Source organism: Larkinella insperata (assembly GCF_026248825.1).
GTDB classification, from domain to species: Bacteria; Bacteroidota; Bacteroidia; order Cytophagales; family Spirosomataceae; genus Larkinella; species Larkinella insperata.
In genome coordinates this window covers 3,846,916-3,869,835 of record NZ_CP110973.1, presented here as the reverse complement: position 1 = coordinate 3,869,835, position 22,920 = coordinate 3,846,916, and the positions used below count along the sequence as shown (strand labels likewise).

The following is a 22,920-nucleotide window of genomic DNA, read 5'->3' as shown; positions in this document are numbered from 1 at the left end:
TAAACTACAATCATGTATTTTAGTGCCATGAAAGGTTTCATCCCTTTATTCATCCTGCTTCTGTTGACAGCCAATACGGTCTTGGCCCAGCAGCTGACCATGCGCGAACTCATCGACATGACTTGCCTACAAACAGCGCAATTTGACTCCTGCATGTTCCGGAAAGGATTTCAGCTAAAAGCCCGTTCCGAGAGCGTGTCCAATCAAGCGTTGATTTATGAATTTCAGCGATTCCCGTATATCAGCGAGCTTACCCAAACCACTACGCTGGTCCAGTACATCTGCAACGGACAGTTGGGGCTGCTGAATTTTCAGCAACCGTCCAAAGCCGTGCAGACGGCTCTGCGGACTGAACTGATGGCGATGGGGTTTAAACCCGCCGAAACGGTCGCGGGGTCGGAGTTGACGGAACGGCAGATTTTTTACAAAGGCGCCCTGGTAATCAGCTTCAAACCGGCCGATGCGGGCAACGGCATCGCCGGGAACTACCGGGGCTACAGCGTCTCCATTCACCACGAACGCCGGTTGTGAACCGGCCAACTGACCCGCTCACAACCGGCGTTCTGTGCCCGGCCTGTTGCCTTATTTCTTCTTTGCGCTTGCCGTTCCGGCGCCTTTCCACTGGTCCATGTAATCCACCGTCAGGTGACTGAGCGCTTTGACGCCCAGGCCAAAACCGCTTTCGTCGATGTGGAAATCCGGGGTATGGTGCGGGGCCGCATTCTCAATTTTCTGTCCTTTGGGCATTCCCCCCAGGAAAAAGAAAAAGCCGGGCACTTTCTGCTGGAAAAACGAAAAGTCTTCCGCTCCGGTGTCGAGCGGGCGGATGATTACGTTAACTTTTCCGGCCACCCCTTCGAGCGTTGGCACCATCTGATCCGTCAGCGCGGGGTCGTTGTACGTCACCGGATACATCACGTCAATCTTCACATCGGCTTTGGCTCCGGCGCTTTCCGAAACGTTCGTGGCAATTTCGTTGATCCGGCGGTGGATGGTTTTCTGCATATCCGGCGTAAACGAACGGATGGTCCCGATCATGTTTACTTCTTCCGGAATGATGTTTTGCCGAATCCCGCCGTGCACGGCTCCTACCGTTACCACGGCCGGGTATTCTGTGATGGGCAGGTTCCGGCTGACGATGGTTTGCAGTCCCATTACAATCTGTGATGAGGTAACAATCGGATCGACCCCCGACCACGGAGCCGCTCCGTGGGTTTGCTTGCCTTTGACCTTTATGCTATAGAAATCAACGGCCGCCATGGTTGCTCCCGGACGGTATTTGATCGTTCCGACTTCGGTTTGCGAATTGATATGCAGGCCAAAAATGGCGTCAACTTTCGGGTTTTCCAGCACACCTTCCTTCACCATCAGTTGCGCCCCCCCTTCTTCACCCGCCGGAGCGCCCTCCTCGGCGGGCTGGAAAATAAATTTAACGGTTCCTTTCAGGTCGTTCTTCACGCTGGCCAGCACTTCGGCCACCCCCATCATAATGGCGACGTGCGAATCGTGTCCGCAGGCATGCATCACGCCCGTTTTCTGGCCATTGTATTCCGTCGTTGCCGTCGACTTGAAGGGCAGATCACCGCGTTCGGTAACTGGCAAACCGTCCATATCGGCCCGCAACGCAACCACCGGCCCGGGTTTGCCCCCCTTCAAAATCCCTACAACGCCGGTTTTGGCTACGTTGGTCTTGACTTCCATACCCAGGGCGTGAAGGTGGGCGGCTACCTTGGCGGAGGTCTGGAATTCGCGGTTTCCCAACTCCGGATTCTGGTGAATTTCGCGTCGCCAGGTGACAACCTTCTTCTCGACACCGTCTGCCAGCTTGGTGAGTTGAGGCTTCAGCGATGACTGCGCCTGCACCGAACCGAACGTCAGGGAAACAATACTGAAGAAGGAAAGCGCTGATCTTGTAGCAGTTTTCATAAGATTCTCTTGCGTGATTTCTACGGGTTATCAAAAAACGCAGGTAAACGGCAATCGGCAAAAAAAATTTAGAAGCATTTTTACGAATATCCTAAACAAATATACGGTAAGACGCCTATTTCCTTCCTATTTCTATGAGTGTAACAACACCTTGCTGCTTTCTTTATCCCAGCACAGCTGCCCTACTTTTCCCAAAAATCACTTTGTCCGACGCGTTTGCCTGCTTCTGTTGAGGATCTCTCCTTGGCTAACGTGCCGTTGCAAATTGAGGCTCTTCTTCTTGACGAGGTGCTGATCATTCCATGCGGGAAGACTGAAGACCCGTCGTAAATTCATCCAGCAAAAAAGCTCAGAAAACCTTCCATTTTTATTCAGAAGGCCCTTTTTATTCTCTAGGGCAGCGCTTTTCCGTTTACAAGCCGGCTTCTGGATTCGTTTCGAAAACGCCGGTAACGGTTTGCTCTAACCCTAACCAAATAAAGAACGGCCAAACTTATTCAACGGCCTGTTTATTAGGCGCCAAGGCGTACTTTTACGACAATTGTCCTAGTTCATCTTTTAAATAACCTATCCATGAGCAAATGTTTAACTGGATTCTGGCTTCTGTGCGTGCTTTTTGCCCTGCCCGCCTTGGCCCAGGATCGGACGGTGACGGGTAAGGTCACCTCCGCCGACGACGGCTCTGCTCTCCCTGGGGTGAGCATCCAACTGAAAGGTACCAGCCGGGGTACCACAACTGATTCCGAGGGAAATTACAGCCTGACGAATGTACCAGCCAGCGCCCGGCTGGTTTTTAGCTTCATCGGAACCGCTACGCAGGAAATCGAAGCGGGGAATCAAACGACCATCAATGTGCAGCTTAAATCGGACGCCAGCCAGCTGACCGAAGTGGTGGTAACGGCCCAGGGCATCGAACGGGACCGGCGTTCGTTGGGGTATTCAACGCAGGATGTGCGGGGTGAGGCCATCGCCCAGCGCTCGGAACCCAACGTGCTGAATGCCCTCCAGGGTAAACTGGCCGGGGTAAACATCACGTCCTCCAGCGGTGCGCCGGGCGCTTCCACGAACATCAACATCCGGGGTATTACGTCATTCAACGGGAGCAACCAGCCGCTGATCGTGGTCGACGGTATTATTTTCAGCAACGATCTGAACCAGTCCGAAAATACCCTGTTTGGTTCGCAACCCGCCAACCGGCTTTCCGACATCAACCCCGAAAGCATCGAATCGATCAACGTCCTGAAAGGCCCGGCGGCTGCGGTGCTGTACGGTTCGCGGGCGTCGGCGGGGGCCATTGTCATCACCACCAAAACGGGCCGGAACATGAAGGGCAAGACGGAGGTTACGGTGAACTCTTCGTTTAACGTCCAGAATGTTTACGGTCTGGCGAATCTGCAAAATGAGTACGGCCAGGGTACGCAGAACAACTACGTCAACAACACGGCCAACTCCTGGGGACCCCGTTTTGGCGGTCCGATCACGCAGGTGGTAAACACCCAGGGCGAAACCGTTCCCTATCAGGCGTATCCCAACAACGTCCGGGATTTTTACCGTCAGGGAAGCATCCTGCAAAACTCGTTTAACATTGCGTCGGGCGACGAACGCCGGAACTTCATTCTGGCCGTGGGTAATACCGCGCAGCAAGGGGTTATCCCAAATACGAGATTCAACCGGACCAACGTGCAGGTCGGCGGGGAATCGCGGTTGAATAACGGGATCAAAGTTAACGGTACGGTAACCTACGTGCAGACCGTTCAGCGGGGCGTTCCGGGTGGAAATGGCGGTAGCGCCTTCGGGCAGCTTACCCGTATTCCGCGCAGTTATGATCTGGTGGGTCGTCCGTACGCTGACGAGCAGGGAAACAGCATTTATTACAGCTTAACCCAAAACCACCCCTTGTGGAGCGCTTACAACGAAACGTTGCAGGGCCAGGTCGACCGGGTTTTCGGCAACATCCAGATTGGCTACGACGTCACCAAATGGCTGAACATTTCGTACCGGGCAACGGCCGACACCTACACCGACCGGCGGAAATTTGTGGCCGCTATCGGAGCCGCCCGCTCACCGGCGGGTGAAATCCGGGAAGATATATTTTTCCGTTCGGAGCTGAACGGCGACCTGATCATCACGGCCCAGAAAGACAACCTGTTTCTGGAAGGATTGAACGCCACGCTTTTGCTGGGCAACAACCTGAATCAGCGTAAAACGCAGAACCCCACGATCGTCAGCCAGCAATTGACCATACCCGGTTTCTACAACGTCAGCAACGGATCGGTTTTTTCGTCCAGCACCGAGTCGAGCACCATGCGCCGGCTGGCCGGTTATTACGGTCAGCTTTCGCTGGCTTACCAGAACTACCTGTTTCTGGAGCTGACGGGCCGGGTCGATCAGTCATCGACGCTGCCGAAAGCCAACAACACCTATTTTTACCCCTCGGCGGCCGTCAGTTTTGTTCCCACTGATGCCTTTAAGCTGAATTCGGACGTGCTGTCTTACGCCAAAGTGCGGGCCAGCATTGCCCGGGTGGGACGCGATGCCGACCCTTATTTGCTCAATACGCTTTATGTTCCCGCTTCGTACGGCAACAACTCCGCCAGCCTGACGTTTCCGATTACGGTCGGGGGCGCTCCCCTGCTGGGTTTCGGCATCAACAACCAGATTGGCAACAACAACCTGACACCGGAGTTTATTCGCTCTTACGAATTCGGGCTCAATCTGGGGTTGTTCCGCAACCGGGCAAGTATTGATTTTGCTTATTTCGACAGCCGGAGCACCAACCAGATTTTCAACGCTTCGGTATCCAATTCCAGCGGTTACGACACCCGGACGGTCAACGTCGGTTCGATGCGCAACCGCGGTATTGAACTGGTGCTCAACACCACGCCGGTTCGGCTCGCCAACGGTTTCAAATGGGACCTGGTCCTGAACTTCACCCGGATTCGCAACAAAGTGGAGGAAATCGCGCCGGGGGTTACCCAATCGCCCATTACCGGTGATGCGTTTATTGGCATCAACCCATCTATCGTACTGGGGCAGCCCTACGGGGTGATTGTCGGAACGGCCAACGCCCGCAGCCCGCAGGGGGAATACCTGATCAATCCCAATACCGGTCTGTTCGTGCCGGGGATTGCGGGGCAGGTCATTGCCAACCCCAACCCGAACTGGACCGCCGGTTTGACAAATACCTTCGGTTACAAGGGATTGTCGCTTTCGGTGCTGGTGGATACGCGTCAGGGGGGCCAGCTTTATTCGTTCGGCGCCATCGATTTACGGGGTCAGGGACACCTGGAGGTTACGGGCATCGACCGGGATCAGCCACGCGTTCTGCCGGGGGTGATTGAAGTTACCAACACCGACGGTTCTAAATCGTACGTTCCCAACAACATCCAGGTGAGTGCGCAAACCTACTGGGCCAACCTCGGCGGGCTGGCGTCCGAAGCCGCCGTGTTCGACGCAACGGTTTACCGGCTTCGCGAAGTAGCCCTGACGTACAGCCTGCCCACCCGGTTAATCGGCAAAACGCCTTTCGGGGGCATTTCGGTGGGCATCAGCGGCCGCAACCTCTACTACTTCGCACCCAATTATTACATGGACCCGGAGGTCAATACGCAAGGGGCTGGAAACATTCAGGGGCTTGACCTGAACGGCGCGCCCAACACCCGGAATTACGGGGTCAATCTGCGGTTTACGTTTTAACGAATCTTATTTTTTCGCTGACAATGAACTTTTCAAACTATAAAAAATTTCTGCTGGTGCCCATTCTGCTGACCATGGGTGCCTGCGGTGGCTTCGTTGATAACATCAACGTATCGCCGAACAACTCGCCAACGGCCAAACCGTCGGCCCTGCTCCCCAACGCGCTGGCCGGAACCGCCTTTGCCAACAACGGGGAATTGAACCGCTTTGCTTCGGTGTTGATGAACTACCTGGCCGGGGCCGGGGGCAGTCCGGCGACTTACGACATTTTTAACACCAACGGCGCCGACTTCGGCAACCAATGGCGCTTCGACCTGTACGACGGGGCGCTGATCAACTACCAGAAACTGATTGAGGTGGCCGATGCCAACGATTCGAAGGTGTATTCCGGTATTGCCAAGATCATGAAAGCCTACACGTTCAGCTTGGTGACCGATATCTGGGGCGATGTGCCTTATTCCCAGGCGTTACAAGGCGAAGCCAACCTGCAACCCCGCCGGGACAAACAGGAGGATATTTACAAAGGAAATGCCTCGCTGCAAATCCAGAGCCTGTTCGATCTGGTGCGGGAAGGCATTGCCGACCTCGACAGCGCGTCGACGCTCACTCCCAGCACGGACGATATCGCCTACGGTGGGGATGTAAACAACTGGAAACGGGCGGGGTACACGCTGATGCTCAAATTTGCAAACACCATCAGCCGGAAAGAGCCGCAACTGGCCACGCAGGTGATCAACGAAGTTCTCCAGAAAAACATGTACATCACCGACAACTCGCAGGACCTGAACGTGCAGTTTGGCAGCAGCGTGGGAAGTACCTCGCCCATCTGGAACCTGGCGATCTTCGGGTCCTTCAGCAACGAACTGATCATGAGTACCCGCTTCCTGAACGTTCTGCGGCCCAACCCCGCCGACCCGACGAAAACCGACCCCCGGCTCCCGGTATTTTTTACCAAACCTGGCGCTGATTACGTAACGATCGACAACGGTTTCCGCGGTTCGCTGCCGACGCCAACGAGCTCCTGGTCCCGCTACGCGCCGTACATTACCGGTGAACAGGGCGAAGGCCCCGTTCGGTTGCTGACCAATTTCCAGCGGGCGTTCATCCTGGCCGAATCCGCCCTGACGCTAGGTACGCCCGGCGATCCGCAGGCGTTGTATACCGAAGGGATTAAAGCGTCGATGCGGTTGGCGGAGATTGAAGAAGAAGATATTACGGCGTATCTGGCGGCCAACCCCACCGTGGCAACGCTGACTGGAACCACGCAGCAAAAGCTGGAGCAAATCATCACCCAGAAGTGGATTGCCTGGACGGGTAACGGCCTGGAATCCTGGAACGACTGGCGACGCACAGGCTACCCCCGGCTAACCGCTTCCCAGAATGCGGTGGGCATTGACGGCACCCGGCCGGTGCGGGCGGCTTACATCACCCAGGAAATTGAACGGAATCCGAACTTCCCCAACCCGGGTCCGCAGTCCAACGAACGCGTCTGGTGGGATGTCGATTAATCAAACATTCGTTAACGAAACACACTCATGAAAAAGATAACTTTTCAACTTCTGCTGTTGGCCCTGGTGGCGCTGGCGGGCACATCCTGCAAAGACGATTACGTGTATAGCGAACTGGTTCAGGATAACCGACCGCTCGTACCGGTTACGTTTCCGGGTTCTACTACCTACGGTTTCGACCCCTATTATGAAACGTCGGTAGCCGGTGGCGGTAACATCAAGATTACCCTGTCAATCCCGGCTTCCAGCGGGCGGACCATTAAGGAAATCAGTAAAATAGCAGCCGGTGCGACCAGCATCAACGCCGGTACGTTGCGAACGGCGGGAAATTACAACGCGAATCCCATCGCCGTCAACGGCACCACGGCAGAATTTACCACCACGCTGAAGGATTTTGCGACGAAGCGCCCCACGGTTCCGATCACTCCCGTGGCGCTGCCCAACTTCCGGGAAATCGCTTTCATATTCTTGGTAACGCTGGACGACGGCAGCCAGATCACGGCTACACCGGTTCGGATCCGAATTCTGGCATAAACCGAATGAGGTCAATAAAAAAGCCGTTCCTGAATGGGAACGGCTTTTTTGTGACTTATTACTAAATCTTAATTCTTCTACTCGACACCCCTCACCTGCATGTCAATCGTGTAGACCGACTCTGAAGCCGTGATAAACAGCGTTTTACGGTCTTTCCCGCCAAAACAAATGTTGCCGACCCAGCGGGAAGGCACCGGAATCGTCTGGAGCTTTTCGCCGTTGGGGTTGTATACCGTAACACCCCGGCCGCTCAGGTACAGGTTGCCCTGCTCGTCAAGCGTCATCCCGTCGGAGCCTTGCGGAACAAAAAGCTGACGGTTGGTTAGGGAGCCGTCGTTGTTGATCTGGTATTTATACGTTTTATTATCACGAATGTCGGCCACGTACAGAAATTTCCCGTCGGGCGTTCCGACAATTCCGTTGGGCTGCATCAGCTTATCGTCCACAATGACCGGCTGCTTTTTCCCTTTCGGCAGGTAATAAACTTTCTGGCCGTCGAGATCCGGTTTGGTGCGTTCCCAGTAGTCGCGCTGGTAGTACGGATCGGTGAAATAAATACCGCCTTTCGAGTCGATCCACAGATCATTGGGGCCGTTGAGTCGTTTGCCTTCAAAATCCGTCAGCAAAACCGTTACTTTTCCCTTCGGGCTGATCGACCACAGCTCGTCTTTTTCGTCGGCGCAGGCAATCAGGTTACCTTTCTGGTCAAAATAAAGCCCGTTAGAGCGCCCCGTTTTGTCCATGTACAGCGACAGTTTTCCGTCAGTATCGTACTTCCAGATTTTGTCGTTAGGCTGATCCGTAAAATAGATGTCGCCTTTCTTGTTGACGGCGGGTCCTTCCGTGAATTTAAACTGGCTGGAAATCTGCTTCGGCGTAGCGCCCGGCGCCGTTACTTTCACCGAATCGGCTCGCCCGGGTTCGGCTCCGCGGCTGTACGTCTTTGCGCTGCACAGCAGCAGAACCGTGAAGAGGAATCCGGCTTTTTGACCAAAATGCATGAGAATTTTGTTAAGGTATGGGAATACACAAATATAGCATATTCCGATTACCAGGGCGCTTCGCGCTTATCTTTCCAGAATTTACCGGTTTCCTGAAGGGGTGCCTCCGTAGCCAGCCAGACGGTGGTTTCGGCCCCCTGCTCGAGCGACCGGTTGGCACCGGGGCCGCCCATGCGGGTCTGTACCCAACCGGGATTGACGCAGTTGACGGCGATGTTTTTACCCACCAGTGCGGCCGCGAACTGCCGCGTCATTGCGTGGAGGGCGGTTTTGGAAAGGCTGTAACCCGGATAGCTGTCCTGCATGTGGGCCAGCGATCCCAGATCACTCGTCATGTTGATGATTCGACCTCCCTCCTTGCTCTTTTCCAGAAACGGCATGAAGTCCTGAACCACCATAATGGGACCAATGAGGTTGGTTTTCATGGTTCGTTCCAATGATTCGATGCTGAGTCTGAGAATGGAAACGTACCGATCCGTGTCTTCCAGGATGGCCGCGTTGTTCACCAGAACATCCAGGTGATCGGCTTTTTGAGAGAAGGTACCGTAGGCGTTTTTAATACTGACCGGGTCGGTCACGTCCATGTGGAGGAAAATGGCTTCGTAGCCCTGGTCACACAATTCAAAAACGGCTTCCCGGCCCGTTTCAATATCGCGGGAGGCCATAAAAACCGCATATCCTTTTGCACACAACTGTTTCGAAATCTCTTTTCCGAGGCCCCGGTTAGCACCGGTCACCAAAGCAACTTTCTCGTGGTTGGTGTTCATACGTTCGACGATTGAATTATAGAATTGAACAACGTTTCCGCTTGCGTCTGTTGTAACCGTATCAATTCTACAATTCAACCACCGAAATTGTTTAAAAAAGCGGTTGTGCGCTCAGGAGGCATTTCATCCATGATTGCGCAATCAATACGCCGATCCGTATAAAACGGCAATCAGGCGTCTTTACCCAACGCTTTCACGGCGCCGTACAGCATGTCTGTCATTTTCCGGGAGCTTTCATCGCCCAGAATCTCAGCATAACGACGCATCAGATTTTCCCAGGCCTTTTTGATGTCCGGCAACATTGTGATTCCTTTTTCGGTCGCGTAAACCAAGGTATGTTTTCCTTCGATTTTCCGCTCAACGAGTTTCTTCAGTTCAAGCTTCTCGATCAGGCGGGTAATCGTCGACGGCGTCAGGTGCAACTCTCCGCTGAGTTCCTTCGGCTGGATGCCCGGGTTTTCAATTGCTTCTTTCAATACAAAGGCGTGCGAAGCCGTCAGACCCAAGCGGCCAAATTCCTCGTCGGAAATGTTCGTCATCACACGGGCTAAGGCGTTGGCCGTAAAGTTTAGGCAGTTACTGTACTTTGAGATCCGTTGTTTCTCTGCGATCATGATTGCTAGGGTTAATGTAAGTCAATAAAGATATGTTACTGAATTACAAATTAAACAAACTTAATAAAAATTAGTTTGTAAAAACAATTATTTAACGACCATAGTCGGCACTTATTGAGACAAATGACAGAAGTAGTTGTCAAAATCAAAAATGAATAATAGTTGTATCAACAATTATATTATCAAACGGTAGTAGTAATTCAAAAAAATATAAAAAAAGTACCATAAAACCGACTAGTAAAATAATTTTGCCGGCTTTTGCGGAAAGACCACCTGAAAAAAAGATAATTATTTAAGAGGCAGATGAATTTCCGCCATCATACAGCGAGCCGAACCGCCCCCGTGGCCTTCAATCGTGGATAGATCAAAATGAAACAGAGTAGCAAAATCGTCCAATTCGTCGCGCTGCCGGAGAGTCAGTGAGTCAAACGCCTGGTTTGACATAATGAGTAGTTTTTGTCCTTTATTGGAAACCGTCAGCAGCATGTTACCGGCAAAATGGGCCATCTGTTCGAGGGTAATATCAATAACGTGCTTACCGCTGTTGACCAGCGACTGCCGGACCATCAGACGCTCATCGGGATCGGAAATGGCCGCCAGGCAGACCACGGCAAAAACATCACCGATGCACATGACCACGTTGGTATGGTACACCGGAACCCCGTTGGCATCAGCCGCCGAAAAGGTAACCACCTGATAGCCCGTGCGTTTACTAAACTCAGCCAGCACGCTGGTATCGGTGCGGGGCGACAGGCAGGCGTAGGCAATCCGTTTCATCCGGTCAAGCACCATGCTGCCTGTCCCTTCGAGGTACTTGCCTTCCTGCTCATAGCGGGTCAAATCCACAATTTTGGCAACCTGATACCTCTTCGCCAAATCGTCGATGATGTCCAGCCGCCGTTCGAGCCGCCGGTTAGGGGCTTGCATCGGATACAGCACAACTGTACCGCTGTAGTGAAAGGACACCCAATTGTTGGGAAAAATAGAGTCTGGGGTGTGCGGCTCCGCCGTGTCATTATAGACAATCACATTCACTCCGGCGGCAATCAGCTGGTGGGTCATTTCATCGAACTCGCGCAGGGCCTTGGCCTGGGTAGCCAGTGGGTCATAGCTTGCCAGATCGGCGTTTTGAAATGCGTTGCTTTCGGCAGTTTGTTGATTGAATCCAAACCGCATAGGCCGGATCATGAGTATGTTGGACGTTGCCTGTGATTGCATGGAATAGGATAAATGTTATAAGTCAGCGCGTAACAAGGGTAGACTCATGCAGTGAGAACCGCCCCGCGCCCGCGACAATTCTGCCGAAGGTAACATGATAAAGGTATTTTCCAGCCGCTCGGGATCGGCCTCACCGCGCTCAAACCGTTGCAGCAACTCGGCCGCCCCAACGGCTTCGAAACCGGCCTGCCGAAACGCTTCCAGGGTTTTGTCGTTCCGGTCGTAGCCAATCACCACGCCGTCTTTCAGCGCCAGCAAGTTACACGAATCCGTCCACTGTTCGCGGGCGCCGAACGGAAATTCGTTATTACCCGAATAGATAAACCGGACGGGCTCGGTACACCCCAAATCATCCCGGCTGATGGACGTTAGCAGATCCTCCAGATTTTCAATCTCAACGGGCTTTTGCTCCGCCCCTTTCGTAAACTGAATGATCCGCAAATCTTCCGAGGCATCTCTCGGGGCCAGAAAATGCAGCAAATCCCGTTTTTTAGCTTCCTCACCCAGACGCCCCAGCGAACCCAGCAGCACCCAGACGTTGCGTTTGACCTGCGTAAAAACCGTATCGATGTGCATGTAATCCCGTTTTCTGGGAATCTGGATAATCGTCACCTTCTGAACTACATTCTTTTCAAACAGCAGCCGGATCACCTGCTGGGCCGCGTACAGGGTGGTGCGTTCGCTGCAACCGATGAGCAGGTGATTCGGCGAAACCGTCATGACATCCCCTCCTTCCAGCGTCGACCGGGAGTACGTATGCGTCAGGTCATTGTCGGGCAGCAGAAAATGGTGTTCGTTGTCCGGAATTTCAATGATTTTGTCGCGGTAGCTGCTGAACAGCGGGTGATAAAAAAAGATATACTGCGCCAGGAAGGCTTCGCGTGTGCGGGCCAGTTTGGCGGGTTTGTTGAGCAGAATGTGGTGGTTGATGACAATCCCGATGTCGCGCGTAAAGATAAAATTGGGCAGGGGCGCAAAGAGCATCGTCCGATCGGGCAGTGATCCGGAAATCAGAATTTTGGCAAGTTCCACCGAATCGTAAGTATATAATTGATTCTGAATGGCGAAGCTACAGCGTTCGACGGCGCAGATGCCCGCGATCAGCCGGGTCCGGATTACTTCATCTTCCAGAATTTCGGTCAGCAGGAGTTGAATATCAATGACGGCATCGGAGCGAAAATAGTCCGGGCTGTCGGGTTTGAAGAAATTCCGCTGGGTGTCCGAATCGATCTGGGCCAGCTTCCCCCGGATTTTATCGGGGTCAAGAAAGTACAGCAGAATTTTTACGTAATAATCGTACTCATCCTTGCGCATCGTTTCCAGGTGCACAATATCTTCAAAGAGCCAGTCCTGCGCCTTGGACGGAACGACCTTGCCCAGGCCGCGGTCGGGGCTGTGAATCAGCAGCCGTTTCAGCGTTCCGACTTCGGACGTTACGCTGATTTCCTGCCTGTCGATCTGTTGTTTACTGTTTTGCATCGCACTCATTGCCAAAAAAATCTCAACTTTCAGGTTACAAAGTACGGCTTTGGGTACTGAAAAAAAAAGCAGCCCTTCGGCGGCTCACGAAATGCGGTGAGTGTCAACTTTTAACGACTCTAAATTGTTACATTATCGTGTAGCTATCGCTTCATGCATTACCTTTGCAGTTTAATTAAGTAGCAATCAAACTTCCATCATGCTAACTATTAGCAATTTACAAGCATCCATTGGCAGTAAAGAAATATTGAAGGGTATCAACCTGGAAGTCAAAGCCGGTGAAGTACACGCCATTATGGGTCCCAACGGTTCCGGTAAAAGCACGCTGGCATCGGTTTTGTCGGGCCGTGAAGATTACGACGTAACCGACGGCAGTGTGACGTTCGAAGGCAAGGACCTGCTGGAGATGGCGCCGGAAGAGCGGGCCGCTGAAGGCATTTTCCTGGCTTTCCAGTATCCCGTCGAGATTCCGGGCGTCAGCACGACCAACTTCCTGAAAACGGCCATGAACGAGATCCGGAAATACCGGGGGCAGGAGCCGCTGGACGCTGTTCAGTTTCTGAAGTTAATGAAGGAGAAGATGAAGCTGGTCAACATCGATCAATCGCTGCTGAGCCGGTCGCTGAACGAAGGCTTCTCGGGTGGTGAGAAAAAACGGAACGAAATTTTCCAGATGGCCATGCTGGAACCGAAACTGGCGATTCTCGACGAAACCGACTCGGGTCTGGATATCGACGCCCTGCGGATTGTGGCCGAAGGGGTCAACCAGCTGCGGTCGCCGGAACGGGCCACCATCGTGGTGACCCACTACCAGCGCCTGCTGGATTACATCGTTCCCGATTACGTGCACGTTCTCTACAAAGGCCGCATCGTGAAGTCGGGTCCGAAAGAACTGGCATTCGAACTCGAACAAAAAGGCTACGACTGGATCAAGGCCGAAGTGGAAACGGTTTAATTTTAAGTTAAGAGGGATGAGCTATGAATGATGAGTTGGCTGACGGCTTTCTCTTTGTACGGTCTACCTCTCATTCTTACTTCTTAACCGCGCGGGCGGACCCGTCTTAACTTTAACTCCTTTAGAATGACTCCTAATCAGAATAACGACTTGAAAGCTAAACTGCTGGCCGATTTCCAGCGCTTGGAAGAGCGGCTGAACGGTGCCAGTAAGACGGCTTTGCACCAAATTCGGCGGGAAGCACTCAATCAGTTTGACCGGCTGGGTTTTCCCACCATCAAGCACGAAGAGTGGAAATATACCAATGTCAATAGTTTAATTAAAGAGGTATTCGAGTTCAATGCGGCTTCGCAGGTCACGGTCGAAGACCTGGTGCAACTGGAATCCTCCCGGCTGGAAGGCAACGTGCTGTATTTCGTCAACGGTTTGTATCAGCCCCAGTTGTCGAAGATTGTCAGCCCGGCCGATCAGCTGACCATTACCACGCTGGACGAAGCCCTGAAAACTTCGCCGGATTTATTGAACCAATATTTTGCCAAGTACGCCGACTACCAGCAAGATGCTTTTACGGCTTTAAATACGGCGTTTGCCCAGGAAGGCGTGGTGATTCACGTTCCGGCCAACACCACGGTGGAAGCCCCGACGATTCTGCGGTTTATCTCCGATGCCCGCTCGGTAAACGTCGCTTCGCAACCCCGAAACCTGTTTATCGTTGAAAAGAACGGCGAAGTAAAAATTGCCGAATCGTTCCGCACGCTGGGCGATCAGGCCAGTTTTACCAACGTCGTAACGGAAATCGTGGTAGCCGAAGACGCCCGGATGGAATACTACAAAGTCCAGAACGAGTCGGATATGGCCTACCACATTGGGACCACGCAGGTCGATCAGAAAGACCGTAGCTACTTCTATTCGGCCACGGTGACGCTCGACGGCGGTTTTATCCGGAACAACCTGAACATCGCCCTCGACGGCTCGGAATGCGAAGCGCACATGTACGGTCTGTATTTCCCGAACGGCCGCCAGCACATCGACAACCACACGCTGGTGGATCACCGTCAACCGAATTCCCACAGCAACGAGTTGTACAAGGGGATTCTGGAAGACCGTTCGACGGGAGTTTTCAACGGCAAGATTTTCGTGCGGCAGGACGCCCAGAAGACCAACGCCTACCAGTCGTGTAAAAACGTGGTGCTTTCAAACGACGCCACGATGAACACCAAGCCGCAACTGGAAATTTTTGCGGATGACGTGAAGTGCTCACACGGCACCACGACCGGTAAACTCGATGAAGAAGCCTTATTCTACCTTCGCTCACGCGGTATACCGAAAGACGAAGCGCAGTCGCTGCTGATGTATGCCTTTGCCGAAGATGTCATCAAAAAGATCAAGATCGATCCGCTGCGCGAGCAGATCGAACGTCGGATCCAGGCCAAGCTGGCCAGATAGCCGAATCGTTCTACCGATCTCCGTGAAACGAATAGCGACGTAAACAGCGTTCGCTATTCGTTTTTTACGTTAATTTCCCGCACCATTCTCCGCCATTTCGTGTTATTTTTTGACAGCTTACCCATTCCTATGCAACTTGCACCACACGAAATTCTTGATATAGAAGCCATCCGCCGGGACTTTCCGATCCTTGATCAGCTCGTTAATGGTCGGCAGCTGGTTTATTTTGATAATGCGGCCACCACGCAAAAACCGCTGCCGGTGCTGAACGCTCTGACCCGGTATTACGAGGGGTACAACGCAAACATCCACCGCGGGATTCACGCGCTGGCGGAAAAAGCCACCTCCGCGTTTGAGTCGTCGCGCCGGGCCATTCAGCAGTTTCTGAATGCCGCCCACGTGGAAGAAATTATTTTTACCTACGGCACCACGGACGGTATCAACCTAGTGGCGCAGACCTACGGCCGCCGGTTTTTGAAGGAGGGTGACGAGATCATCATCACCACGATGGAGCACCACTCCAACATCGTTCCCTGGCAGATGCTGTGCGAGGAAAAAGGCTGTGTGCTGAAAGTAATTCCCATCGACGACAACGGAGATCTGATTCTGGAAGAATACGAAAAACTGCTTTCCGAACGGACCAAATTCGTCTCGGTCGTGCACGTCTCCAACGCAATGGGCATCATCAACCCGGTGAAAACCATCATTGAGAAAGCCCACGCCGTCGGCGCCAAAGTGCTAATTGACGGCGCGCAGGCCAGCTCACACCTCGACATTGACGTTCAGGACCTGGATGCCGACTTCTACGTTTTCTCGGCGCACAAACTCTACGGCCCGACCGGTATGGGGGTGCTCTACGGCAAACGGGATGTGCTGGACGCCATGCCGCCCTGGCGCGGAGGAGGTGAAATGATCAAAGAGGTTACGTTTGAAAAGACGACTTACAACGATCTGCCTTATAAATTTGAAGCTGGAACGCCCAACATTGCCGACGTTATTGCGGTGTATGCGGCCCTGGAATACCTGGAAACGCTCGGGAAGAAAAACGTAGCGGCTTACGAGCACAGCCTGCTTGAATACGCCACGGAAGCGCTCCAGAGCATCGAAGGGCTGCGAATCATTGGTCAGGGTGCCGAAAAAATCAGCGTTGTTTCGTTTGTTCTGGACGGTATTCACCACCAGGATACGGGCGTTATTCTCGACCAGCAGGGCATTGCCGTCCGGACAGGTCACCACTGCACCCAGCCGCTGATGCGCCGGTTTAACATTACGGGAACCACCCGGGCTTCCTTTGCGGTTTACAACACAAAAGAAGAAATTGACCGGCTGGTGCAGGGTCTGCACCGCGTTCAGAAGATGATGCTGTAACGGCCGCCGGTTGCTTGAAGTCGTCGCCCAACAAGCCCTACTTTTGGGTACCTTATCATTATGACAATTAACGAGAAACAGGACGAGATTATCGAAGAATTTGATCTGTTTGATGATCAGCTCGATAAGACACAATATATTATTGATCTGGGCAAAAAGCTCCCTCCCATGCCGCAGCAGTTTCAGACGGATGACAATCTGATCCGGGGCTGTCAGTCGAGAGTGTGGCTGCATTCCGAAATGCAGGGCAATCACGTCCATTTTGAAGCGGATAGCGAACCGACGGCCCAGATCAGTAAAGGATTGGTCAGTCTGCTCATCCGGATTCTGTCGGATGAAAAACCCGAAGCCGTTGCCAACGCCGATCTGTATTTCATCGACCGAATCGGTTTGAGTAACCTGGTAACCTCGCGACGCGCCGGTGGTCTGGCTTCCATGATTCAACAAATGAAACAGTTTGCTACCAAGCAGGCGGGCAAAAACCAAACGGCGGAACAGTCAACTCTTTAATGCATACAGTCATGAGTGAATCCGAACTGAAAGAAGAAGTGATAAAAGCCCTCAAAGACGTTTATGACCCGGAAATTCCGGTTGATGTCTACGAACTGGGCCTGATTTATGAAATCAAGATATTTCCGATCAACAACGTTTACATCCTGATGACGCTGACCTCACCCTCCTGTCCTTCGGCGGGCACGATACCAGCGGAGATCGAAGCCAAAGTACGGGCCATTGAGGGCGTAAACGACGTGAGCGTCGAGCTGACCTTTGACCCGCCTTACAGCACCGAAATGATGTCGGAAGTGGCCAAACTGGAATTAGGCTTTATGTAAAAGGAACGGTTAGGCGGTTGTTGTGGTTAGGGGTTAAAATGGCCTTGGTGGCCGGTGGGTTAATCCACTCCTAACCATCTGATCATACACATAGTAATCATTCAAAATAAACTTTAAAACTCCATACAATGTATCCTCCACATTTAGTTGCCCCGATGAAGGATGACCTCCTGAGCGCCGGGTTTGAGGACCTGAATTCGGCCCAGAAGGTTGATGAGGTGATGCAAAACGCCGACGGCACCATGCTGGTAGTTGTTAACTCGGTTTGCGGCTGTGCGGCTGGTGCGGCTCGTCCGGGCGTGAAGGCGGCCTTGGCCCACAGCGGGATTAAACCCGACAAACTCGTAACGGTTTTTGCCGGTGTCGACATGGAAGCTACGGCCCGGATGCGCGAATACCTGCTGCCCTATCCTCCTTCTTCACCTGCCATTGGTATTTTCAAGGATGGCGAGCTGGTGCATTTCATTGAGCGTCACCACATTGAAGGACGTTCGGCGCAAATGATCGCTCAACACCTGGAAATGGCGTTCGAAGAGTTCTGCGAAAAAGCATAAGCAATAGCTTTTAAAAAATGAAGCCGGTAACGTAGCGTTACCGGCTTTTTTCTTGCATTAGTTTTAGTCGTAGCTAATCCTCAGAAGCCGGTTTCCGTCGTCCATCGTTACCGGCCACCCGGAGGCATGGTACGTGTACCGGATAGTTTGTTCGTTCTGGCGGACGGTGCCCGGCGGGTCGGCGTCTTCAAAAATTCGCCGGTGCCGATAGACAACATTATGGGGACTCAAATAACGAGGTTCGAAATCAATCAGGCCCAACGTCCGGAACGGATTCGGTTTGTTATCGTACTGAAAAGTAAGAACTTCCTGACGAAATCCATTGGCCGCAAACGTCTCCCGCTGCTGTAGGTTGCCTTTGGAGTCGTACCGGAAGGTCAGCGTTTCAAATAACGCCAGCGGACCAGAAAAGCCGTACCATTGCTCCACACGGCCGATCTGGCCTTTGGAATCGGTGTGGAAAACCTGCTTGCCCACAACAACCGTCTGGTTATTTCGAACTTCCTGCCGTTCGGCCTGGGTCAGCACCCCGTTTTGATACTGATACGTCATGGTGTAGGAACTGGTGGGGTGCTTTGATGGAGGGATGGGCGTCGAGCAAAATCCGCAGATGGTGTAATAGCCCTCGTGTTCGCTGGAGGAAAGCTGGTTTTGGGCATTGAAAAAATACGTATTTCGGGCCAGTAAGGGCGGCTTACCGCTGGAATCCACCAACGCAGTTTCGTACAGCCGGATATCAACCCGATTGGCCTGCCGGTTCCATACCACCTCTTCCTGAACCCGATCACCGGCCCGTAGTTCGATCCGTTCAAGGGTAGCGGGAATCGGTTGTACTTTGTCGGATTTACAAGCGCTCACCAGCCACAGCAGGCCCCAAAGCAACTGAATTGGTTTCATAGCCAACGACCGTTTCTGCTTAAGACTCCGCTACCCGGCCTTGCGTTGGAATGGCGGAAAAATTCCGGGCGCACGGCTACGGCGTTACGGCGCCACTTTCGCCTGGCCCAGCACCCGCAGCAGGTTACCGCCCCAGATTTTAGCGATATCCTGTTCGGAATAGCCTTTGCGCAGCAGTTCCAGCGTCAGGGTTTCAATCTGGCTGACGTCTTCCAGGCCGTTGACACCCCCGCCCCCATCGAAATCGCTGCCAATACCGACGTGATCGATCCCCACCAGCCGGACAATGTAATCAATGTGTTTGACGATATCGGCGACGCTGGCCCGCTCGTAAGCATACCGTTTCTGAATGGAGTCGGCCTTGGCATCAAGCTGGGCCTGAAATTGGGGAGTTACCGCCCGTCCTACCCCCGACATCCGGACGGCATTCAGCGCCTGCCGGTGTTCGTCCGACGGTTTGCGCAGGTAATCGCTCACAAAATTGACCTGAATTACCCCTCCTTTGGCCGCCAGTGCTTTGATCATATCATCGGTCATGTTGCGGGGAAAATCGCAGAGCGCCCGCACGTTGGAATGGGACGCAATCAGGGGCGCTTTCGACAGGGCCAGCGCGTCGTAAAATGATTTATCGGAAACGTGCGAGACGTCAATCAGAATGCCCAACCGGTTCATTTCCTGTACAACCTGCCGTCCAAACGGACTTAAACCGTTATGGACCGGCCCGTCGGGATCGGTGGCTGAGTCGCAGATGGCGTTATTGGCAAAGTGCGAAAGCGTGATGTACCGGCAACCCAGGTCGTAATACGTTTTCAGCAGTGTCAAATCTTCCCCGACGGGATAGCCGTTTTCCATGCCAATGAAAACGGCCCGCTTTCCGGCTTTTTCAATGCGGTAAGCATCGGCGGGGGTCGTGGCGAGTTCGGCCTGGTCAGGGTGTTTTTTCAGGGCGTCGTGGATGCTTTGAAAAATTTCGAGCGCCTTGGTTTTGGCGTTGGCGTGGCCCTCCGGGGTGCGCGGTCCCTGGGCCATGTAAACCGCAAAAAACATGGCGTCCATGCCGCCTTCCTTCATGCGCGGGAAATCAATCTGTGATTTGTCGCGCACCCGGTCGTGCTGTTCACCCACGTCGAACCCTTTCTGGACCATCATAATGGGAGCGTCGGCGTGCGTATCGAGGGTCAGAATGCGCTGGTGAATTTTATGGGCTTTCCGGCCAAGTCGATCGGAAGGCAAAAAGAAAAGTGCGGAGACTAAAAAGAAGGAAAAAAGTGCGTTCATTAACAATCGGTCTAGCTCCCAAGTTAGAAAAGAATCGCTGAAATATTGCTATACTAGCCGCTTAAACCGTCTCCGGAGCCCTTCAGGCTTTGATTTGTCCAACTGCTATTTCGTAATTGACTGTTTTCACTAATTCCAACGTCTATGACCCCTACAGCCCTGATCACCGGCGCTACCTCCGGCATCGGTCTTGCCATTGCCACGGCTTTTTCCAAACTGAAGTACCGGCTTGTTCTCTGCGGCCGACGCCAGGAGCGGCTCGACGAAGTAAAGCAAGCGCTGAGTCAGCACTCCGAGTGTTATACGCTCAACTTCGATGTCCGCGACCGGGCCGCCGTGGAAGCCGCCATTTCGTCGCTGCCCGATGACTGGAAAACCGTGGATATTCTGATCAACAACGCCGGAAACGCACACGGCCTGGGGCCGATTCACGAAGGAAACGTGGACGACTGGGACGCGATGATGGACGGGAATGTGAAAGGACTGCTCTACGTCACCAAGGCCGTATCGCCGGGCATGGTAGCGCGCGGACGCGGCCACATTGTCAACATCAGTTCCATTGCCGGAAAACAGACCTACGCCAACGGTGGCGTGTATTGTGCCTCGAAGGCCGCCGTGGAAGCCCTGAGCGAAGGAATGCGGCTGGATTTGACCCAGTACGGCATTAAAGTTACGAACGTTGCGCCCGGCGCCGTTGAAACGGAATTTTCACTGGTCCGGTTTAAAGGCGACGAAGCACGGGCGGGCAAGGTGTACGAAGGGTTTACACCCCTGAGCGCCAGCGACATTGCCGATGCCGTTGTCTATGCCGTTACGGCTCCCCCCCACGTCACCATCGCCGACTTGACCATTCTGGCAGCCGCGCAGGCAGCCGCCACCACGATTTACCGCAAGTAGACCTGATTGGCGTTTGAAGGGTACTGTGACAGCACCCTTCAAACGCCATCAAACCGTTGCCCTTACTGGAAAATCATGCAGGTTGAGGTGGCGTGAGCGTAAAGCTTGCCCTGCTCGTCCTCGACCCGGGCTTCGGCGGTGGCCACGCTGCGACCGACGTGGATAACCGTGCCGGTGCAGATTAATTTGCCGGTTTTGGCCGTCACTGGCCGCACCAGATTTACCTTCAGTTCCAGCGTGGTGTAGCTCATGCCGGCCGCCAGCTTGGTATGAATGGCACACCCCATTGACGAATCGCAGAGCGTACTTAACAAACCGCCGTGCACCACGCCAATCGTGTTGTAGTGAATTTCGGAGGGAATAACGGTAAAAACCGCTTTGCCGTCTTCCACCGCCACCGGATCAAAATCCAGCGTCTGGCAGATGGGCGGCAACGGATTGACGCCGTCCAGAATGCTTTGTAGATACTCCAGTCCAGACATTTGCTTGGCGGCCTGTGCGCCTTCCATCGGATCTTCCCAGGTATAGGACCGTTCTCGTTCTATGGCCATTACTGATTAAAATATTAAAATGAATGAGTCGATTTTAAGTTAAAAATCTGCCGCGAAATCTGGTCCAGCGATTGCACGGTTTCGGCCCCCAGCTGCTGCTCAACCCGCTCGTGGAGCGCCCGCCAGATGACTTGACAGCGCCCGGCCACCCGGGCCCCGGAATCGGTCAGAACGAGACCCGTCCGAATGGAGTCGGCCAGCCAGCTTTTGCGTTGCAGCAACTGCACATCCCGGCTCAGGGCCGACTTTTCGATCTGAAGCCGTTTCGATAGGGTAACCTGCCGGATTCCGGGCTGGGCCGCAATCTGCATGAGCAGACGGGCCTGGACAAAGGTAATACCTTCAGCCGCAAAGGCTTCGTTGTAGACCGAAGTAATTACCCGCGAAAGCATCCTCAACCGCTCAGCGATGCAAAAACCGTGGTCCGGAGAACAGGTTTCATCCGCATCCTGCATCAGACCGATCCGTTTTGAGCGTGAAGCTGTTCCGCCAGCACCCCTTCTTTCAGCGAATAGGTTGAAACCCGAATCTGCCGAAGCCCGTAGGTGCGCAGCAGGTAGTTGATCAGGCACACCCCGACAACGATCATGTCGACGCGCAGCTCGATCATGCCGGGCAGTTGCATCCGTTCGTCGTGGTTGCGCGTTACCAGCAATTCGTAAAACCGGTAAAATGCGTCCAGGGGCAATTCAGAAGCCGTCTGGTTTTCGTCGGGCCAGTGTCCTTTTTCCTGCACGAACAGCATATCGATCAGCGTATCGAAGGACCCCGACGAACCCACCAGCACCACGGGGTCGTATTGGTGAATGGCGTTCGTCAGCGGCAGTAACTGCTCCTGAAAATACCGGTCCATCCGGTTAACGGCCGCCGGACTGATCGGGTCGGTTTCCATAAACCGTTCCAGCAACCGTTGCCCACCGATTTCAAAGCTTTGTTTCCAGAAAATCCGTTGCTGCGTACAGAGAATAAATTCAACACTGCCGCCCCCAATATCGACCACGAGCGCCATCGGCTCACCGAGCGCACCGGCCGCCCGCACACCGGCGTAAATGTAGCCCGCTTCCTCGTCGCCCGAAATGGAACGGATCACAATCCCGGTTTCCTGGCGGACGCGTTCGATGAATTCGGCCTGATTCCCGGCATTCCGGATGGCGCTGGTGCCGATGGCCACGGCCTGCTCCGCCGGAACCTGATGCTGATCGAGCACTGCCCGAAAATACCGCAGCACGACCAGCGCGCGTTCAGTTGCTTCTTCGGTGATAACGCCCTGATTGATGCCGGATTTCCCGATCTTGGCCGGTCGGCTTTCCCGGAAGAGGGTTTGCCCGGCGTCCGTAATCATTAAATGAAAGGTATTCGTTCCAAGGTCAATAACGGCCTGTTTCATTCAAAACGTGG

At 53.5% G+C, this 22,920-nt stretch carries 22 protein-coding genes; 11 read left to right on the top strand and 11 right to left on the bottom strand.

The genetic code is table 11. The annotated features are described in order from the left end of the window. Positions 1–27: 27 nt before the first annotated feature. Positions 28–531: a hypothetical protein gene (locus OQ371_RS15500; RefSeq protein WP_265988996.1), complete on the top strand. Its 504-nt coding sequence runs from the start codon at positions 28–30 to the stop codon at positions 529–531. 51 nt (positions 532–582) lie between these two features. Here the strand turns inward: OQ371_RS15500 and OQ371_RS15495 are convergent, their stop codons facing one another. After that, the gene (locus OQ371_RS15495) at positions 583–1,926 is read right to left on the bottom strand and encodes an amidohydrolase (protein WP_265988995.1); all 1,344 of its coding nucleotides are present in this window, start codon (positions 1,924–1,926) and stop codon (positions 583–585) included. Between the two features lie 573 nt (positions 1,927–2,499). Between OQ371_RS15495 and OQ371_RS15490 the strand changes: the two genes are divergently transcribed. The 3 genes from OQ371_RS15490 to OQ371_RS15480 are packed head-to-tail and all read left to right on the top strand — an operon-like array spanning position 2,500 to position 7,664. Beyond that, positions 2,500–5,622 carry a SusC/RagA family TonB-linked outer membrane protein gene (locus OQ371_RS15490; protein WP_265988994.1) on the top strand — a complete coding sequence of 1,041 codons (3,123 nt, stop codon included), beginning with the start codon at positions 2,500–2,502 and terminating at the stop codon, positions 5,620–5,622. Positions 5,623–5,645: 23 nt separating this feature from the next. Continuing rightward, the gene (locus OQ371_RS15485; RefSeq protein ID WP_265988993.1) at positions 5,646–7,130 is read left to right on the top strand and encodes a SusD/RagB family nutrient-binding outer membrane lipoprotein; all 1,485 of its coding nucleotides are present in this window, start codon (positions 5,646–5,648) and stop codon (positions 7,128–7,130) included. Between the two features lie 27 nt (positions 7,131–7,157). Continuing rightward, positions 7,158–7,664: a hypothetical protein gene (locus OQ371_RS15480; RefSeq protein ID WP_265988992.1), complete on the top strand. Its 507-nt coding sequence runs from the start codon at positions 7,158–7,160 to the stop codon at positions 7,662–7,664. 77 nt (positions 7,665–7,741) lie between these two features. Here the strand turns inward: OQ371_RS15480 and OQ371_RS15475 are convergent, their stop codons facing one another. The 5 genes from OQ371_RS15475 to OQ371_RS15455 form a co-directional block, all read right to left on the bottom strand. Next, positions 7,742–8,665: an SMP-30/gluconolactonase/LRE family protein gene (locus OQ371_RS15475; RefSeq protein ID WP_265988991.1), complete on the bottom strand. Its 924-nt coding sequence runs from the start codon at positions 8,663–8,665 to the stop codon at positions 7,742–7,744. A gap of 47 nt (positions 8,666–8,712) precedes the next feature. Continuing rightward, positions 8,713–9,432, bottom strand: a complete 720-nt coding sequence (locus OQ371_RS15470; protein ID WP_265988990.1) for an SDR family NAD(P)-dependent oxidoreductase — start codon at positions 9,430–9,432, stop codon at positions 8,713–8,715. 170 nt (positions 9,433–9,602) lie between these two features. After that, positions 9,603–9,971: a MarR family winged helix-turn-helix transcriptional regulator gene (locus OQ371_RS15465; RefSeq protein WP_265994317.1), complete on the bottom strand. Its 369-nt coding sequence runs from the start codon at positions 9,969–9,971 to the stop codon at positions 9,603–9,605. Positions 9,972–10,334: 363 nt separating this feature from the next. Beyond that, positions 10,335–11,264, bottom strand: coding sequence for a citrulline utilization hydrolase CtlX (gene ctlX / locus OQ371_RS15460; RefSeq protein WP_265988989.1), 930 nt, complete (start codon positions 11,262–11,264; stop codon positions 10,335–10,337). Positions 11,265–11,279: 15 nt separating this feature from the next. Next, positions 11,280–12,743: an arginine deiminase family protein gene (locus tag OQ371_RS15455; RefSeq protein ID WP_265988988.1), complete on the bottom strand. Its 1,464-nt coding sequence runs from the start codon at positions 12,741–12,743 to the stop codon at positions 11,280–11,282. 199 nt (positions 12,744–12,942) lie between these two features. Here OQ371_RS15455 and sufC point away from each other — a divergent pair, with 199 nt between their 5' ends. From sufC to OQ371_RS15425, 6 genes are all read left to right on the top strand, one after another. Then, a complete protein-coding gene (gene sufC / locus OQ371_RS15450) occupies positions 12,943–13,698 on the top strand; it encodes a Fe-S cluster assembly ATPase SufC (protein WP_265988987.1) in 756 nt (251 codons plus the stop codon). Between the two features lie 126 nt (positions 13,699–13,824). Further along, positions 13,825–15,144, top strand: coding sequence for a Fe-S cluster assembly protein SufD (gene sufD, locus OQ371_RS15445; RefSeq protein WP_265988986.1), 1,320 nt, complete (start codon positions 13,825–13,827; stop codon positions 15,142–15,144). Between the two features lie 129 nt (positions 15,145–15,273). Then, complete coding sequence (locus OQ371_RS15440) at positions 15,274–16,512, top strand: cysteine desulfurase (protein ID WP_265988985.1); 1,239 nt, start codon at positions 15,274–15,276, stop codon at positions 16,510–16,512. Between the two features lie 60 nt (positions 16,513–16,572). Next, entirely contained in the window at positions 16,573–17,022 is a 450-nt protein-coding gene (locus OQ371_RS15435) for a SufE family protein (RefSeq protein WP_265988984.1), read from the top strand. A gap of 11 nt (positions 17,023–17,033) precedes the next feature. Further along, positions 17,034–17,345, top strand: a complete 312-nt coding sequence (locus OQ371_RS15430; RefSeq protein ID WP_265988983.1) for an SUF system Fe-S cluster assembly protein — start codon at positions 17,034–17,036, stop codon at positions 17,343–17,345. 128 nt (positions 17,346–17,473) lie between these two features. After that, entirely contained in the window at positions 17,474–17,899 is a 426-nt protein-coding gene (locus OQ371_RS15425; RefSeq protein WP_265988982.1) for a BrxA/BrxB family bacilliredoxin, read from the top strand. Positions 17,900–17,962: 63 nt separating this feature from the next. Here the strand turns inward: OQ371_RS15425 and OQ371_RS15420 are convergent, their stop codons facing one another. Continuing rightward, positions 17,963–18,796 carry a hypothetical protein gene (locus OQ371_RS15420; protein WP_265988981.1) on the bottom strand — a complete coding sequence of 278 codons (834 nt, stop codon included), beginning with the start codon at positions 18,794–18,796 and terminating at the stop codon, positions 17,963–17,965. A gap of 84 nt (positions 18,797–18,880) precedes the next feature. Continuing rightward, positions 18,881–20,074, bottom strand: coding sequence for a dipeptidase (locus tag OQ371_RS15415; protein WP_265988980.1), 1,194 nt, complete (start codon positions 20,072–20,074; stop codon positions 18,881–18,883). Between the two features lie 144 nt (positions 20,075–20,218). On the opposite strand from OQ371_RS15415, the gene OQ371_RS15410 reads away from it, so the two are divergent. After that, on the top strand, positions 20,219–20,971 hold the full coding sequence (locus OQ371_RS15410) for an SDR family NAD(P)-dependent oxidoreductase (protein WP_265988979.1): 753 nt from the start codon (positions 20,219–20,221) through the stop codon (positions 20,969–20,971). 62 nt (positions 20,972–21,033) lie between these two features. Here the strand turns inward: OQ371_RS15410 and OQ371_RS15405 are convergent, their stop codons facing one another. From OQ371_RS15405 to OQ371_RS15395, 3 genes are read right to left on the bottom strand one after another with little or no spacing between them, the layout of a single operon-like run. Next, the gene (locus OQ371_RS15405; RefSeq protein WP_265988978.1) at positions 21,034–21,522 is read right to left on the bottom strand and encodes a PaaI family thioesterase; all 489 of its coding nucleotides are present in this window, start codon (positions 21,520–21,522) and stop codon (positions 21,034–21,036) included. 14 nt (positions 21,523–21,536) lie between these two features. After that, positions 21,537–21,977: a MarR family winged helix-turn-helix transcriptional regulator gene (locus tag OQ371_RS15400; protein ID WP_265988977.1), complete on the bottom strand. Its 441-nt coding sequence runs from the start codon at positions 21,975–21,977 to the stop codon at positions 21,537–21,539. Further along, complete coding sequence (locus OQ371_RS15395; protein WP_265988976.1) at positions 21,977–22,909, bottom strand: Ppx/GppA phosphatase family protein; 933 nt, start codon at positions 22,907–22,909, stop codon at positions 21,977–21,979. The genes OQ371_RS15400 and OQ371_RS15395 overlap by 1 nt, the downstream gene beginning before the upstream one ends. Positions 22,910–22,920: the final 11 nt, after the last annotated feature.